Below are 14,620 nucleotides of genomic sequence, written 5' to 3' on the forward strand. Positions count from 1 at the left end.
TTGCCGACCACGACGAGGCTCCTGAGTCTCGACCACCCGTGGGCGACGGCCCTCAGTCCCGCGAGATCTCACGGTCGAGCAGGTGGGGTCGCGCGCGAGCGTCAGGCGCGGCCGACATCCGTCAGTCGTGACGAACTGAAAACGACCGGAGCCAGCCCCGGTGCGTCCTGTGTCAAGGACGGACATCACGGTGCTGCCTCCTTACAGGAGAACCATCACCATGGCAGTTGTGACCATGCGCCAGCTCCTCGAGAGCGGCGTCCACTTCGGGCACCAGACCCGTCGCTGGAACCCCAAGATGAAGCGCTTCATCATGACCGAGCGCAACGGCATCTACATCATCGACCTGCAGCAGTCGCTGGCCTACATCGACCGCTCCTACGCCTTCGTCAAGGAGACCGTCGCCCGAGGCGGCACGGTCATGTTCGTCGGCACCAAGAAGCAGGCGCAGGAGGCCATCGCCGAGCAGGCGACGCGCGTCGGCATGCCCTACGTCAACCAGCGTTGGCTCGGCGGCATGCTCACCAACTTCCAGACCGTGCACCAGCGGATCAACCGCCTCAAGGAGCTCGACGAGGTCGACTTCGACGACGTCGCCGGCAGCAGCCGCACGAAGAAGGAGCTGCTGCAGATGCGTCGCGAGCGCGACAAGCTGAACAAGTCGCTCGGCGGCATCCGCGAGATGACCCGCACGCCCAACGCGGTGTGGATCGTCGACACCAACAAGGAGCACCTCGCCGTCGAGGAGGCCCGCAAGCTGAAGATCCCGATCATCGGCATCCTGGACTCCAACTGCGACCCCGACCTCGTCGACTTCCCGATCCCGGGCAACGACGACGCCATCCGCGCGGTCGGCCTGCTGACCCGCGTGGTCGCCGACGCCGTGGCCGAGGGCCTCATCGCCCGCTCCGGCGCCAAGACCGGCACCGCCACCCCGGGTGCCGAGGAGCCGCTGGCCGAGTGGGAGCGCGAGCTCTTGGGCGGCGACGCCGAGAAGGTCGCCGTCGAGGCGACCGGTGGCGACGCCGAGGCCCCCGCGTCCGAGGCCACGGGCGCCTCGACCGAGGCCGCTGCGTCCGCCGACGCTGCTGAGGCCGCGACCGAGGCACCCGCCGAGGCCGCGACCGAGGCACCCGCCGAGGCCGCGACCGAGGCACCCGCCGAGGCCGCGACCGAGGCACCCGCCGAGGCCGCGACCACCGACGAAGCCCCTGTAGCCGAGGCCCCCGCGGCTGAGGCCACCGACGAGGCCAAGGCCTGATCGTCGCCGACTGCGGTGGCGCCCACGACGTGCGCGCCACCGCACCGGGACGACCTCTCGACCCACCAGACCCTGAGGGAGACACACACCCATGGCGAACATCACCGCCGCTGACGTCAAGAAGCTCCGCGAGAGCTCGGGCGCCGGAATGATGGACTGCAAGAAGGCGCTCACCGAGGCCGACGGCGACTTCGACAAGGCCGTCGAGATCCTGCGGATCAAGGGCGGCAAGAAGATGGCCGAGCGCGCCGCCGAGCGCGAGGCCTCCGCCGGCCTGGTCGCCACCTCCGGTGGTGCCCTGGTCGAGCTCAACTGCGAGACCGACTTCGTCGCCAAGGGCAACCAGTTCGTCACGGCGGCCCAGCAGATCGCCGACGCGGCCGACGCCGCCCAGGCAGCCGACGCCGAGGCCCTCAAGGCGGTCGAGCTCGGTGGCAAGACCGTCGGCGAGGTCGTCGAGGACCTCGCCGTCTCTATCGGCGAGAAGATCGAGCTCGGTCGCGTCGCCTACTTCGGGGGCTCCACGGTCGTCTACATGCACAAGCGTGCCGCCGACCTGCCGCCCGCCGTGGGCGTGCTCGTCGAGTACGACGGTGACGCCGACGCCGCGCGCTCTGCCGCGATGCAGGTCGCCGCGATGCGTCCGCAGTTCCTCACCCGCGACGAGGTCCCCGCCGACGTCGTCGCCAAGGAGCGTGAGATCGCCGAGGCGACCTCGCGTGAGGAGGGCAAGCCCGAGCAGGCGATCGCCAAGATCACGGAGGGTCGGCTCAACGGCTTCTTCAAGGATGTCGTCCTGCTCGAGCAGCCGTCGGTCACCGAGAACAAGAAGTCGGTGAAGGCGGTCCTCGACGAGGCCGGCACCACCCTGAAGCGGTTCGTCCGCTTCGAGGTCGGCGCCTGATCCAGACTGCTCCGGGCCCACGCCCGAGCGAGTCGGAGGGATAGGGTGCCGACCAGCACGACCACCCGAGAACGAACGAGGAGGCCGGTTCGATGAGTGAGAGTCAGCTCATCGGACCGGCTTCACTCATGCGAAGGGATACCCCGTGACCGGCTACAAGCGCGTCCTCCTCAAGCTGTCCGGCGAGGTGTTCGGCGGCGGCAAGGTCGGGATCGACCCGGACGTCGTCCAGGCCATCGCCCGCGAGATCGCCTCGGTGTCCCGAGCCGGGGTCCAGATCGCGGTGGTCACCGGCGGTGGCAACTTCTTCCGGGGTGCCGAGCTGCAGCAGCGTGGCATCGACCGGGTCCGGGCCGACTACATGGGCATGCTCGGCATCGTCATGAACTGCCTGGCCCTCCAGGACTTCCTCGAGAAGCTCGGCGTCGACACCCGGGTCCAGACCGCCATCACGATGGGCCAGGTCGCCGAGCCCTACATCCCGCGTCGGGCGATCCGGCACATGGAGAAGGGCCGGGTCGTCATCTTCGGTGCCGGCATGGGCATGCCGTTCTTCTCGACCGACACCGTCGCTGCCCAGCGGGCCCTCGAGACCAAGTGCGAGGTCGTGCTGATGGGCAAGAACGGCGTCGACGGTGTCTACACCGCTGACCCCAAGCTCGATCCGACGGCCACCAAGCTCGAGCACATCACGTTCAACGACGCACTCCAGCAGGGCCTCAAGGTCGCCGACGCCACCGCGTTCGCTCTCTGCATGGAGAACAAGATGCCGATGATCGTCTTCGGCATGGAGCCCGAGGGCAACATCCTCCGCGCCGTGCAGGGTGACAGAATCGGCACGCTGGTCAGCGCGGACTGATCCGCCCCGGCACAGCACACCGGCACCAGACCAAGGCAAAGGAAGCACCGTGATCAACGAGATCCTCAAGGAAGCCGACACCAAGATGGACAAGTCGGTGGAGTCGACGCGCGAGGAGTTCGCCGCGATCCGGGCCGGCCGCGCCGCCCCCAGCATGTTCAGCAAGATCGTGGTCGACTACTACGGCTCGCCGACCCCGCTCCAACAGCTGGCGTCCTTCACCGCCCAGGAGGCCCGCGTCATCCTGATCGCGCCCTACGACCAGGGTGCGATGGGCAACGTCGAGCGCGCCATCCGCGACTCCGACCTGGGTGTCAACCCCTCCAACGACGGCAAGGTGCTGCGCTGCGTCTTCCCCGAGCTGACCGAGGAGCGCCGCAAGGAGTACATCAAGGTCGCCAAGTCCAAGGCCGAGGACGGCCGCGTGGCGGTCCGCAACCTGCGCCGTACGGCGAAGCAGAACCTCGAGAAGCTCGAGAAGGACGGCGAGGTCGGCAAGGACGACGTCACCGGCGCCGAGAAGAAGCTCGACATCGTGACGAAGACCCACACCGACGCCATCGACGAGATGCTCAAGAACAAGGAAGCCGAGCTGATCGAGGTCTGAGGACCCCGACAGCTCACACCCCCATGACGGACACCTCGCCGACGGCGCCGCCGACCAAGGACCACGGCCGCGCCGGACGTGACCTCCCGGCGGCCTTGGCGTCCGCGGCCGCGCTGCTCGGCGCGATCGCGGCGTCGCTGTTCTTCTGGAAGACCGCGTTCATGCTGATCGTGGTCGTCGCCGTCGTCGTGGCGATCTGGGAGCTCCGCAAGGGGATGATCGCCAAGGACATCGACCTGCCCGAACAGCCGCTCATGCTGGGCGGCGTCGCCATGGTCGTCGTCGCCTACTACTGGGGGGCCCCGGCGCTGGTGACGGCCACGGCGGTCGCCGCCCTCGTCACGATGTTGTGGCTCCTGCGCCGCGGCATCGACGGCTACGTCCAGAACGCGACCGCCTCGGTGTTCACGCTCGTCTACGTGCCGTTCCTCGGCTCGTTCGTGGCCCTGCTGCTCGCCGAGGGCGGCACCGGAAACTCCGCAGGCCTGGACGACGACGGCGTCAAGGCGATCATCGTCTTCATCCTGGTCACGATCGCCTCCGACACCGGCGGCTACATCGGTGGCGTCCTCTTCGGCAGGCACCCGATGGCGCCGGTGATCTCGCCGAAGAAGTCCTGGGAGGGCTTCGTCGGTTCGGTCCTGGCCACGATCGCCTCCGGCATCGTGCTCGTGGTCTACCTGCTCGAGGCCGACTGGTGGATCGGCGTCTGCCTAGGCCTCATCGCCGCCGTCATGGCCACCCTCGGCGACCTGTGCGAGTCGGTGATCAAGCGCGACCTCGGCATCAAGGACATGAGCCAGGTCATCCCCGGTCACGGCGGCCTGATGGACCGGCTCGACTCGCTGCTCGCCACGGCCGCCCCGATCTGGTTGCTCCTGCACTACCTCGTCTTCACATGACGCTCTTCCTCGTCCGCCACGGACGCTCGCTGCCCGACCGCGAGCACATCCCGGCCGCCTGGGAGCTCGACCCGGCCGGCTTCGACGACATCTGGGCGTTGCGCGAGTCGGGTCGGCTCCCGCAGGACGCTGCCTGGTTCTGCTCCCCGGAGCCCAAGGCGATCAGCACCGCCCAGCTGCTCACCGAGGGCGAGGTCGGCATCGTCGAGGACCTCGGCGAGCACCGACGCGGGACGACCGACTGGATCGACGACTTCGCAGGTGTCGTACGGCTGGCCTTCGAGCACCCCGACACCCCGGCGTACGACGGGTGGGAGCCGTTGAGCGCCTGTCGTGACCGCGTGGTCCCCGCCGTCCGCCGCATCCTGGACGTCCGCGCGGGCGAGGACGTCGTGCTCGTCGGTCACGGCACTGCGTGGACCGTCACCATCGCCGAGCTGACGGGGTCGGAGCCCGACCTGGGGCGCTGGGCGGCCCTGGCGATGCCGGACGTCCTCGTGGTGGCCCCTGACATGCTGGCCCCATGACCTCCTGGAGCACGCTACGCACCCGCCGAGGCCTGCGCATACTGTCGGCCACCGGCCTCGGGGGCTTCGCCAGCGCCGGGATCGGCGCGGCCGCGACGACGCCGGACACCGACTGGTACCGCCGGCTCGAGAAGCCGCCGTGGGACCCACCAACGATTGCCTACCCGCTGGTGTGGACCCCGCTCTACGCCGACATCGCCCTCACCAGCGCCGCTGCACTGACCCTCCTCGAGCAGGAGGGTCGCCGCGACCAGGCCTCCGCGCTGCGACGCGCTCTCGCGACCAACCTGGTGCTCAACACCGGCTGGAGCGTCCTCTTCTGGCGAGTGCGTCGACCCTGGCTGTCCGCCGCCTGGTGCGCCGTCCTCGCGGTGCAATCGGCCGCGCTGGTCAAGCGGGTGGGAGACGTCGACCCGTCGCTGGGCACCGCGCTGGCGCCGTACCCGCTCTGGTGCGGCTTCGCCGCGGCCCTCAACACCTCGATCGCGCGCCGCAACTCCTGATCCGGTGACATATTGAGGCCATGAGCGACCAGGGGCCTCCGGGCAAGCCGCTGCGGGCGCTGCCGATCATCGGCGGCCTCGTCCTCGGCGCCGGATCGTGCTGGTCTACCTCGCCGCGCTGGTCGCCGCCGGCGTGACGAGGATCGCGCTGGGCTGGTGGGTGTGGTGATCGCCCCATCCCGGCTCCGCGCGTTCTACCCTCTGCTGGTGACGACGAGGCGCGGGAGGTGGTGGCGGTGACCGAGCCTCCGACCCCACCAGGGGGTGAGCGCCTGGCCGACCACGGCCCACCCGGAGGTTTCGGGCCGGGCTACGGGCCGGGTTACGGGCCGGGTTACGGGCAGCCCTACCCGCCACCGCCCTCGCCCTACCACGAGCAGCCGGGGATGCCTGGCTGGTCGAAGGTGCTCATCGGTGCGGTGATCGGCATGGCCGGCGGCGTCGTCGTGCTGGTCGCGGTGCTGCTCGTCATCGGCTCGACGTTCAGCAGCGACTCCAGCATCACCGGCGAGGTGGTCTTCGCGCTCTGCGTGCTCGTCCCGACGCTGCTGCCGGCCCCGATGCTCTTCTTCCGAGCGACGCGGATGTGGGCGGTCGGGCTGATGATCGGCGCCGGACTGAGCTCGATCGTGCTGGCCGGAGCCTGCGACTACATCATCCAAGGACTGACGGAAGGCTCCGCATGAGCACCGAACAGCAGGACGAGCGCACCGAGCAGGACGAGCGCCCACCCGACTGGTGGCACCGCGACCATCCGACGTTCACCGCCCTGACCGGGTTCTTCACCGGTCTGGCGTTCGTGATCCTGGTGCCCGGTGTCTTCGCGGCGGTCCTCAGCGCGCTGTTCGACTACGGCCGCGCGGAGGAGCTGTTCCCCTTCGTGCTGCTGACCCTCGGTGTGCCGATCGGCCTGGTGGCCGCGCCGCGCACCCGACGCTTTGGCCGCTACATGCTGATCGGGATGTCCACCACGCTGCTGGTCGTGGTGGGGGTGGCTGCGCTGGTCGTGTGGTTCCTCGTCGAGGTCGAGGGCTGACGTTTTCGTGCCCCTCGGCGACGGTGGGAGACTGAGGACCTGATGTCAGAGCCGATCAAGACCCTTCCTCTCGTGTTCGACGAGCCGCGCGGCCGCAAGAAGCCCCCGCGGCACCTCGCCGACCTCACCTCGCCCGAGCGCAAGGCGCTGCTCGAGGAGCAGGGCCTGCCCGGCTTCCGGGCCAAGCAGCTCTCGATGCACTACTTCGGTCGCCTCGTCGACGACCCCGAGCAGATGACCGACCTCCCGGCCGCCCAGCGCGCCGAGCTGGTCGAGGCGCTCCTGCCGACCCTGATGACGCCGTTGCGCACGATGGAGGCCGACAAGGGCACGACGCGCAAGACACTGTGGAAGCTCTTCGACGGCGCGCTCGTCGAGTCGGTCCTCATGCGCTACCCCGACCGAGCCACGGTCTGCGTCTCCAGCCAGGCCGGCTGCGGGATGGCGTGTCCCTTCTGCGCCACCGGCCAGGGTGGCCTCCAGCGCAACATGTCGACCGCCGAGATCGTCGAGCAGGTCGTCGCCGGCGCCCGGTCGATGACGCGCGGCGAGGTCCCCGGTGGTCCCGGTCGCGTCTCCAACGTCGTCTTCATGGGGATGGGCGAGCCACTGGCCAACTACAAGGCCGTCATCGGCGCCGTACGACGCCTGGTCGACCCCTCGCCCGACGGCCTCGGCATGTCCGCGCGGGGCATCACCGTCTCGACCGTGGGCCTCGTCAACCGCATCGACCAGCTGACCGAGGAGGGCATCCCGGTCACGCTCGCGCTGAGCCTGCACGCGCCCGACGACGAGCTGCGCAACGAGCTCGTGCCGATCAACACCCGCTGGTCGGTGGCCGAGACGGTCGAGGCCGCGTGGAACTACGCGCGGGTGACCAAGCGTCGTGTCTCCATCGAGTACGCCATGATGCGCGGCATCAACGACCAGGCCCACCGCGCCGACCTGCTCGGTGACCTCCTGCGCTCCTACGGCGACTGGGGCTGGGTCCACGTCAACCTGATCCCGCTCAACGAGGTCCCCGGGTCACAGTTCACGCGGTCCAGCGACGAGGACACCGACGAGTTCGTCCGGCGTCTCGAGGCCAAGGGCGTCCCGACGACGATCCGAGACACGCGCGGCAGTGAGATCGACGCTGCCTGTGGGCAGCTGGCCGCGACCGAGGCCTGAGGGCGGCCGGTCGTGCAACCGTGAGGCGTGGATCTTCGCCTGCATACCTTGATGAAGCGGCGCGTGCCCACCCCGCTCACCAACCCCGCATGACCCCCGAGGACGTCGCTGCGGCCTGCGCCGCCTGGACCTGGGTGCCTGAGTCCGCGACCACGGTGGAGACCGACGAGCTGCTGCTGGTGCGCTACCCGGTGTGGTTCTCCCGGCCGCTGGAGCTCCTGCGCCTCGAGCCGCGCCGCCAGCTCGACGCGGTCGTGGCCGAGGTGATGGAGCGTGCCCGCACCTTCGACGACGTCGACGAGCTTCTCTGGTGGGTCAGGCTCGGCTCACCTGCTGGGCTCGAGTCCGCGGTCGTCGCGCTCGGGGGCGTGGTCGAGGAGACTCTCGACGTGCTCGCCCTGGACCTCTCCGAGCCGGCCGTCGACCTCGACGTCAAGGCTGAGGTGGAGCTCCGGTGGAACACCGACGTCACGACCGAGCGTGACGCCCAGCTCGTGCAGTCGATCGTCTTCGAGGACGAGATGCCGCCGGACGAGGAGCTGGAGTCAGCGGCCCGCACCGCAGCCGCGACCGTGCTCGCGGGACACGGTGGGTGCCTGGTCGCCTACCTCGACGGCCGTCCGGTCGGCGCGGCCGGCCTTGCCGTGGGGGAGCACGTCGCCCGCCTGTGGGGCGGCTCGGTCCTCGAGGAGGTGCGCGGCCGAGGCATCTACCGGGCGCTGCTGTCCGCGCGGCTCACCTACGCGCGCGAGCACGGCCTGACGATGGGCCTGGTCAAGGGGCGCGTCCAGACCTCCGGGCCGATCCTGCGCCGGGCCGGCTTCTCGGTCTTCGGCCAGGAGCGCTCCTACGTCGTGCCGCTGCGTTGACTCGCCGCGGACCGAAGGTCGGCAGTTCACCGCCGGACGTGCCGCCCCCACGCTCAGCTGCGCCGATCGGTTGCTGAACTGCCCGGCAGGATTGGCGGACAAGCGCCAACATCCCCGGTTGGCCGGGGACTCATGCACCGCGAGGACTCCCGGGGGGTAGGGCGCTGGTCCGCACCCCTCCCGCTGCGGTCGCCATCAACCCGTCGGGGGGAGTTCACGCGGCGTCCAGACGGATCTCCTCGCCCGTTGCGGACCGACTCCTAGCCTCCTGGCCATGGCCGACCTGTTCGAGCTCCCCAGCCCGTCCTCCGCAGCCTCCTCGACCTGCACGCCGCCCGACCGCCTCCGCGTCCTCGTCGTCGCCGAGTCGTTCCTCCCGCAGGTCAACGGCGTCACCAACTCCGTGCGCCGGGTGCTCGAGCACCTTGCCGCCACCGGGCACGACGCCGCGCTGGTCGCCCCGACCGGCCCCTCGTCGTACGCCGGGTTCCCGGTGCTGCACGCCCGTGGCGCCAATCTGCCGCTCTACCCCGACTTCCGCATCGGTCTCGAGACGAGGCGTCGGCTGCGCTCGATCATGGAGCGCTTCGCGCCCGACGTCGTCCACATCGCATCGCCCGCCACGCTGGGCTACCAGGCGGCGAAGGCCGCCCAGAGCCTGGGGATCCCGACCATCGCGATCTATCAGACCGACCTCGTGGGCTTTGCCGAGCGCTACGACGTGCCCGGTGGCGGTCGGGCCATGGCGTCGCTGACGCGCCGCATCCACACCAAGGTCGACCGCACCCTGGCGCCGTCCTCGGCCAGCCTCGCGCAGCTGCGCGACCTCGCGATCCCCAGCACCGCGCTGTGGCCCCGCGGTGTCGACCTCCAGGCGTTCCACCCGGTCTGGCGCTCCGCGGACCTGCGTCGCGAGCTCGCCCCCGACGGCCGGCTCCTGGTCGGCTACGTCGGTCGCCTGGCCCCCGAGAAGGAGCTCCACCTGCTGAGCCACCTGGCGGACGACCCCCGCTACGCGCTGGTGGTCGTCGGAGGCGGCCCGGAGGAGCAGCGGCTGCGCAGCCTGCTCCCCGGTGCCACCTTCCTCGGGGTCCTGCACGGCGGCGACCTCAGCCGGGCCTACGCCTCGCTCGACGTCTTCGTGCACACCGGTCGCCACGAGACCTACTGCCAGTCCGCGCAGGAGGCTCTCGCCGCCGGCGTCCCGGTGGTCGCACCGCGCTCCGGCGGTCCGATCGACGTGGTGTCCGACGGCGTCGCGGGGCACCTCTACGAGCCAGGTGACGGCGCCGACCTCGCGTCGTACGTCGACCGCCTGGTCGGCCACAAGCTCACCCGCCGCATGATGGGGCTGGCGGCCCGGCGCAGCGTTCGTGACCGGTCGTGGACGTCGGTCAACGAGGCCCTCGTCGATCACTACCGCGACGTGATCGCCGTCCGGGCCACCCCTGCCCGTCTGGCCGGCTGACCCAGCGGCGCGTCAGGCGCCATCGACCAACGCGACGGCCTCCTCGACGGTGTCGACGAGGTGGACGCGGGGCTCCATGGCCCGACCGCGGGCGAGCGCCTGCAGCAGCGGCCACGCGGGCACCGTGATGGTCCAGTGCTCGCGACCGACCAGCACCATCGGCGCCACGGAAGACTCATCGGCGTAGAAGTTCTCGCAGGCGTCCTGGAACACCTCCTGCACGGTGCCCGCCGCGCCGGGCAGGAAGACGATGCCGGCGCCGCAGACCTCCAGCAGGATGGCCTCGCGGGTGGAGTTGCGGAAGTATTTCGCGATCGCGCTCGCGAACAGGTTGGCCGGCTCGTGGCCGTAGTGCCACGTCGGGATGCTCAGGCTCTCGCGCGCGTCGGGGAAGAGCTCGAGCACCGCTCGCGCCGAGTCGACCCACGCCTCCACCGAGGGGTGGTAGGACGGCACGGCAGCCAGCAGCGCCAGCGCGGCGTCGAGGTCCCCAGCGTCGCGCCCCGCGAGGCGGGCGCCCAGGTTGGCCGCCTCCATCGCCCCCGGGCCGCCGCCGCTCGCCACGACATGATGGACGCCGAGGCCGGCGCCGAGTCGCGCGGCGTCGGTGTAGCCGGGCTGGTCCCGGGTCAGCGCGTGCCCGCCCATGACGCCGACCAGGCGACGAGCGTGGGTCCACGTCTCCAGTGCCCGGTCGATGGCGTGGTCGTGCAGTGCCCGGGCGAGCGTGTCGTCCTCTCCGTCGCCGTGCTGCGACCACGCGTAGGCCCGCGCGTCGAGCGACGCGGCGTAGGACGCCGTGTCGTAGAGCTCGTCCGCCGCATAGAGCCGCGAGCGGTAGACGTCGACCGGCACGTCGCCGATGGTCGGCAGCACCAGCCCGCCCGCGGCCTCGACCCGTGCGAGGTCACCGTCGGCGAAGGTGCAGCCGAGGAAGGTCGCCCCCGACAGCCGGCACGAGGCCAGCTCCGTGGACCGGTCGCTCAGGTCGACGCCGTAGAGCCGCCAGCCCGACAGACGATGCGCGCCCCGGGCGATGCGTCGGTCGAAGTCCTCGAGCGTTTCGATGCGGACGCCACGGCCCCGGGTGCGGTTCACGGAGCCGAATCTAGTCGGCCCCGTGAACGACTCAGAACGCCCGCGCCATCAGCTCCCCGAACAGCTCCTGCTCGTCGACCTCGAGCCCTCGCGAGCGGAACCACGTGGCAACGTTGGTGCAGTCGCGCAGCAGGAAGTCCATCCCCGCCGGGTTGGCGACCAGGTCGACGACCTGGGGCAGGTCGATGACCACGAGCCGCTCACCCGCCGCCAGGATGTTGTACGCCGAGAGGTCGCCGTGGACGATCCCGTGCCGCACCAGGGTGGTCAGGGTGTCGACCAGCTGTGAGTAGTAGGACTCCAGCAGCTCCCGGTCGGGTCGCGTCTGGGCCAGTCGCGGGGCGGTCTCCCGTCGACCTGGACCCACTCCATGAGGATCTCGGTCCCGTCGATCTGGACGGGGTAGGGCACCGGGACGCCGATCGCATGGAGACGCACGAGCGCCTGCCACTCGGCCCAGGCCCACTGGCCCGCGGCGACCGCGCGACCGTGCGCGCTCTTCTTGGCCAGCGCCCGGGCGTCGCGCGTGTTCCGCATCGCGCGCCCCTCGGTGTAGGAGCTGGAGCGGTGGAAGGAGCGGTGCTCCTCGTCGCGGTAGCGCTTGGCTGCCATGACGACCGACCGCTCCGGCTCGAGGGGGTCGGCCCGCTCCAGGAGGAAGACGTCGCCTTCCTTGCCCGTCTTGAGGATGCCGAGGTCAGTGTCGATGGCGCCCTGGGACGTCACCAGCCAGTCGGGCCGTGGCTCGGGGCCGCGGCACAGGGGCTCGACGGAGAGCCAGGTCGACCAGCGACGGCCGGGGTCGTCGAGGTCGTCGTAGGCGGTGAAGTCGAAGACGAAGGTCGGGTCAGGTGCGGCGTCGTGGTGCTGGTCGTGCTGGTCGTGCTGGGAGGTCACAGGTGCTCCAGTGCTGGGAGAGAGATCGGTCCGGGGTCAGGCCGGGGACAGTCGTCGACATGTCACGCCCCTCTCGTCAGGCACCGGCGGTCGCCGATGAATCGCCCCCAGGGTGGCGCCTGCCGCGGGTGTGGTGCAACCGGTTTCTTCGAGCGCGCTCCACTAGGTTGGGCCTCATGACGTGGGCAGCGGGCTTCGCTGCGCTGGCCCTCGTCGCCGGTCTCGGACCGGCGTCCGCCATGGAGCCGCTCGGTCCCGCAGCCGCGCCGCCCGTGGCGCCCGTGGCGCGAGCCGGGGCGTCCGGCATCGGCGACGACTACTTCCCCCTCGACGGCAACGGCGGCATCGACGTCCAGCGCTACGAGATCCACGACACCTACCGCTTCCGGTCGCGCCGGCTCAGCGGGTGGACGCGTCTCACGATCACGGCGACCGAGCCGTTGACGAGCTTCAACCTCGACCTGCTCCTGCCCGTCATGGGCGTCACCGTCGACGGCGACACGGCCGCGCACGAGCGCCCGGACCCGCACGAGCTGACGATCACGCCGGTGCAGCCGCTCGCGACCGGACGCACCGTCGAGGTGGTGGTGCGCTATGTCGGTCGCCCCGGGGACATCGCCTGGGAGGGCGAGTCCAACTGGGTCGCCAGCAGCACCGAGGTGATCGCCGTCAACCAGCCCCACATGGCGACCTGGTGGTTCCCGGCCAACGACCACCCCCGTGACAAGGCCCTGATGGACATCTCGATCAGCGTGCCCCGTGGCAAGGTGGTCGTCGCGGGTGGCCAGCGGGTCGGTCGGGAGGTGACCGGTGCGTTCGCGACGACGAGGTGGCTCTCGGCCGAGCCGATGGCGCCGTACCTCGCCTTCTTCGCCGCCGGACCCTTCGAGGTCGAACATGGCACCCACCGCGGCCTGCCCTGGGTCACCGCGGTCTCCCGCGCAGTCCCGGACCGCGACTTCCGCCGCTCGCAGCGGCTGATGCGGCACTCCGCCCGGCTCACGTCGTGGCTGGAGACCCAGCTCGGCCCCTACCCGTTCGGGTCCACCGGGGGAGTGACCACCAGCCTCACCACCCCCTTCGCCCTGGAGAACCAGACCCGACCGGTCTACCCGGTCCTCGCTCCCGGCTCCGGTCCGGTCGTGGTCCACGAGCTCGCCCACCAGTGGTTCGGCGACTCGGTCTCCGTCGAGAGCTGGCACGACATCTGGCTCAACGAGGGCGCAGCCACCTTCATGGAGGTCCGCTACGGCGAGACCCGCGGCCGGATCGACGGGACCCGCTGGCTCCAGCAGCAGTACGACGAGCACCACGGCGACGCCGACTTCTGGCAGGTCCGTCTCGACGACCCCGGAGCCGAGCGACTCTTCGACCACGCGGTCTACGCGCGCGGTGCGATGCTCTTCCAGGCCCTTCGTCAGATCATGGGGGAAGCCGGCTTCTGGCGGCTGCTGCGCCGGTGGGTCGACGAGCACGCCGGCAGCAACGCCTCGACCGAGGACTTCGAGGCCATGGCCGAGCAGGTCAGCGGTCGCGACCTCGACGACTTCTTCGCCGCGTGGTTGCGCGGCACCACCCGGCCCGCCCGCACGAGCGCCAACGGCCTGGTCTGATGGCGATCACCCACCGGTCAGGCTCTCTCCTCGGCGATCGAGTTCCCGCCGTCGGTGACCACCAGCTGCCCGGTGGTGTAGGCGGCGCCGGGAAGGCACAGGGTGGTGATCGTCGTGGCGACCTCCTCGGCTGTCCCGCCACGGCCGACGGGTGTGCTCAGGGCCTGAGCAGTCTCGTCGTCGGTCTGGCTGTCGGTGGCGATCCAGCCCGGTGCCACGGCGTTGCAGGTGATGCCGTCGCCGGCGTGGTCGAGGGCGACCGCGCGCATCAGGCCGACCATGGCCGCCTTGGACGTGGCATAGGCGGCTTCGGCCCGCATCGCCATCACCGGCCCTGTCACCGAGGCCACCATGACCACGCGACCCCATCGAGCGGAGATCATGTCGGGCAGGACCGCGCGGGTGGTGAGGTAGGCCGTGTCCAGGTTCCTCCCGAGGCTCCGGCGCCAGGCTTCGGGTGGGATGTCGAGGATCGTGCCGGACTCGGCGCTCGGGGTGTCGGAGCCCAGGACCGGCTGGGCCTGGCTGGTCATGCCTGCGTTGTTCACCAGGATCGCGACGGGGCCGAGCGTCGTTCGCGCCTCGTGGAGAGCTGATCGCACGGCGGACTCGTCGGTCAGGTCGACCACCAGACCCAGGGCGTCGATCCCCAGCCGGGACAGCTCCGAGGCCCGCTCGTGCACCCGCTCGGTGGTCGCGGTGACGGCCACGCGTGCACCCAGGGCGCCGAGCAGGCGGGCGGTGGCGAAACCTATGCCACCGGGGGACCCTGCGCCGGTCACGAGGGCCGTGCGACCTCGGAGATCGAGCGCGGCGGGCACTGTCGACAAAGGACCGGTCACCGCCACATCCTAGTCAGCGCTGGGCTCCTGGTGCCCAGGCCCGGCGAGCGTCCGGAGCCGCCGC

Annotated in this window: 15 protein-coding genes and 1 pseudogene; 13 read left to right on the forward strand and 3 right to left on the reverse strand. The window is 70.7% G+C overall.

All coding sequences use genetic code 11. From position 1 onward, the window contains the following. The first annotated feature begins 220 nt into the window (after nt 1-220). The 12 genes from rpsB to BM204_RS03530 all read left to right on the forward strand — a co-directional run bounded on the left by rpsB (nt 221) and on the right by BM204_RS03530 (nt 10,106). The gene (gene rpsB, locus BM204_RS03475) at nt 221-1,261 is read left to right on the forward strand and encodes a 30S ribosomal protein S2 (RefSeq protein WP_091110416.1); all 1,041 of its coding nucleotides are present in this window, start codon (nt 221-223) and stop codon (nt 1,259-1,261) included. Between the two features lie 91 nt (nt 1,262-1,352). Continuing rightward, nucleotides 1,353-2,165 carry a translation elongation factor Ts gene (gene tsf / locus BM204_RS03480; RefSeq protein ID WP_091110417.1) on the forward strand — a complete coding sequence of 271 codons (813 nt, stop codon included), beginning with the start codon at nt 1,353-1,355 and terminating at the stop codon, nt 2,163-2,165. A 145-nt stretch (nt 2,166-2,310) separates the two neighbouring features. Further along, a complete protein-coding gene (pyrH, locus tag BM204_RS03485; protein WP_091110418.1) occupies nt 2,311-3,024 on the forward strand; it encodes a UMP kinase in 714 nt (237 codons plus the stop codon). Between the two features lie 52 nt (nt 3,025-3,076). Beyond that, nucleotides 3,077-3,631 (forward strand): ribosome recycling factor, encoded by a 555-nt coding sequence (gene frr / locus BM204_RS03490; RefSeq protein ID WP_218031139.1) that lies wholly within the window; start codon nt 3,077-3,079, stop codon nt 3,629-3,631. Nucleotides 3,632-3,654: 23 nt separating this feature from the next. Next, nucleotides 3,655-4,533: a phosphatidate cytidylyltransferase gene (locus BM204_RS03495; protein WP_091110421.1), complete on the forward strand. Its 879-nt coding sequence runs from the start codon at nt 3,655-3,657 to the stop codon at nt 4,531-4,533. Then, the gene (locus tag BM204_RS03500) at nt 4,530-5,060 is read left to right on the forward strand and encodes a histidine phosphatase family protein (RefSeq protein ID WP_091110423.1); all 531 of its coding nucleotides are present in this window, start codon (nt 4,530-4,532) and stop codon (nt 5,058-5,060) included. Before BM204_RS03495 ends, BM204_RS03500 begins: the two co-directional genes overlap by 4 nt. Next, on the forward strand, nt 5,057-5,563 hold the full coding sequence (locus tag BM204_RS03505; RefSeq protein WP_091110424.1) for a TspO/MBR family protein: 507 nt from the start codon (nt 5,057-5,059) through the stop codon (nt 5,561-5,563). The genes BM204_RS03500 and BM204_RS03505 overlap by 4 nt, the downstream gene beginning before the upstream one ends. Before the next feature lie 236 nt (nt 5,564-5,799). Then, the gene (locus BM204_RS03510) at nt 5,800-6,249 is read left to right on the forward strand and encodes a hypothetical protein (RefSeq protein WP_143099645.1); all 450 of its coding nucleotides are present in this window, start codon (nt 5,800-5,802) and stop codon (nt 6,247-6,249) included. After that, the gene (locus BM204_RS03515; RefSeq protein WP_091110428.1) at nt 6,246-6,599 is read left to right on the forward strand and encodes a hypothetical protein; all 354 of its coding nucleotides are present in this window, start codon (nt 6,246-6,248) and stop codon (nt 6,597-6,599) included. The genes BM204_RS03510 and BM204_RS03515 overlap by 4 nt, the downstream gene beginning before the upstream one ends. Before the next feature lie 42 nt (nt 6,600-6,641). After that, a complete protein-coding gene (gene rlmN, locus BM204_RS03520; RefSeq protein ID WP_091110429.1) occupies nt 6,642-7,769 on the forward strand; it encodes a dual-specificity RNA methyltransferase RlmN in 1,128 nt (375 codons plus the stop codon). Nucleotides 7,770-7,858: 89 nt separating this feature from the next. After that, complete coding sequence (locus tag BM204_RS03525) at nt 7,859-8,638, forward strand: GNAT family N-acetyltransferase (RefSeq protein WP_091110431.1); 780 nt, start codon at nt 7,859-7,861, stop codon at nt 8,636-8,638. 274 nt (nt 8,639-8,912) lie between these two features. After that, on the forward strand, nt 8,913-10,106 hold the full coding sequence (locus BM204_RS03530) for a glycosyltransferase family 4 protein (RefSeq protein WP_091110433.1): 1,194 nt from the start codon (nt 8,913-8,915) through the stop codon (nt 10,104-10,106). Between the two features lie 12 nt (nt 10,107-10,118). Here the strand turns inward: BM204_RS03530 and BM204_RS03535 are convergent, their stop codons facing one another. Both BM204_RS03535 and BM204_RS23485 read right to left on the reverse strand, forming a co-directional pair. Then, complete coding sequence (locus BM204_RS03535) at nt 10,119-11,204, reverse strand: LOG family protein (RefSeq protein ID WP_091110434.1); 1,086 nt, start codon at nt 11,202-11,204, stop codon at nt 10,119-10,121. Nucleotides 11,205-11,235: 31 nt separating this feature from the next. Further along, a pseudogene (locus BM204_RS23485) lies at nt 11,236-11,816 on the reverse strand (serine protein kinase RIO). Between the two features lie 461 nt (nt 11,817-12,277). On the opposite strand from BM204_RS23485, the gene BM204_RS03545 reads away from it, so the two are divergent. Beyond that, a complete protein-coding gene (locus BM204_RS03545; protein WP_170259069.1) occupies nt 12,278-13,714 on the forward strand; it encodes a M1 family metallopeptidase in 1,437 nt (478 codons plus the stop codon). A 17-nt stretch (nt 13,715-13,731) separates the two neighbouring features. On the opposite strand, the gene BM204_RS03550 is transcribed toward BM204_RS03545, so the two are convergent. After that, on the reverse strand, nt 13,732-14,556 hold the full coding sequence (locus BM204_RS03550) for an SDR family NAD(P)-dependent oxidoreductase (protein WP_218031133.1): 825 nt from the start codon (nt 14,554-14,556) through the stop codon (nt 13,732-13,734). Between the last annotated feature and the right edge of the window lie 64 nt (nt 14,557-14,620).

The organism is Nocardioides psychrotolerans, assembly GCF_900113685.1.
GTDB classification, from domain to species: Bacteria; Actinomycetota; Actinomycetes; order Propionibacteriales; family Nocardioidaceae; genus Nocardioides; species Nocardioides psychrotolerans.

Excerpts from the sequence above, each read along its gene's own strand:
- rlmN (WP_091110429.1), top strand. The coding sequence starts at position 6,642 with ATGTCAGAGCCGATCAAGACCCTTCCTCTCGTGTTCGACGAGCCGCGC.
- BM204_RS03530 (WP_091110433.1), top strand. The coding sequence starts at position 8,913 with ATGGCCGACCTGTTCGAGCTCCCCAGCCCGTCCTCCGCAGCCTCCTCG.
- rpsB (WP_091110416.1), top strand. The coding sequence starts at position 221 with ATGGCAGTTGTGACCATGCGCCAGCTCCTCGAGAGCGGCGTCCACTTC.
- BM204_RS03525 (WP_091110431.1), top strand. The coding sequence starts at position 7,859 with ATGACCCCCGAGGACGTCGCTGCGGCCTGCGCCGCCTGGACCTGGGTG.
- BM204_RS03545 (WP_170259069.1), top strand. The coding sequence starts at position 12,278 with ATGACGTGGGCAGCGGGCTTCGCTGCGCTGGCCCTCGTCGCCGGTCTC.
- BM204_RS03515 (WP_091110428.1), top strand. The coding sequence starts at position 6,246 with ATGAGCACCGAACAGCAGGACGAGCGCACCGAGCAGGACGAGCGCCCA.
- BM204_RS03495 (WP_091110421.1), top strand. The coding sequence starts at position 3,655 with ATGACGGACACCTCGCCGACGGCGCCGCCGACCAAGGACCACGGCCGC.
- tsf (WP_091110417.1), top strand. The coding sequence starts at position 1,353 with ATGGCGAACATCACCGCCGCTGACGTCAAGAAGCTCCGCGAGAGCTCG.
- BM204_RS03500 (WP_091110423.1), top strand. The coding sequence starts at position 4,530 with ATGACGCTCTTCCTCGTCCGCCACGGACGCTCGCTGCCCGACCGCGAG.
- BM204_RS03505 (WP_091110424.1), top strand. The coding sequence starts at position 5,057 with ATGACCTCCTGGAGCACGCTACGCACCCGCCGAGGCCTGCGCATACTG.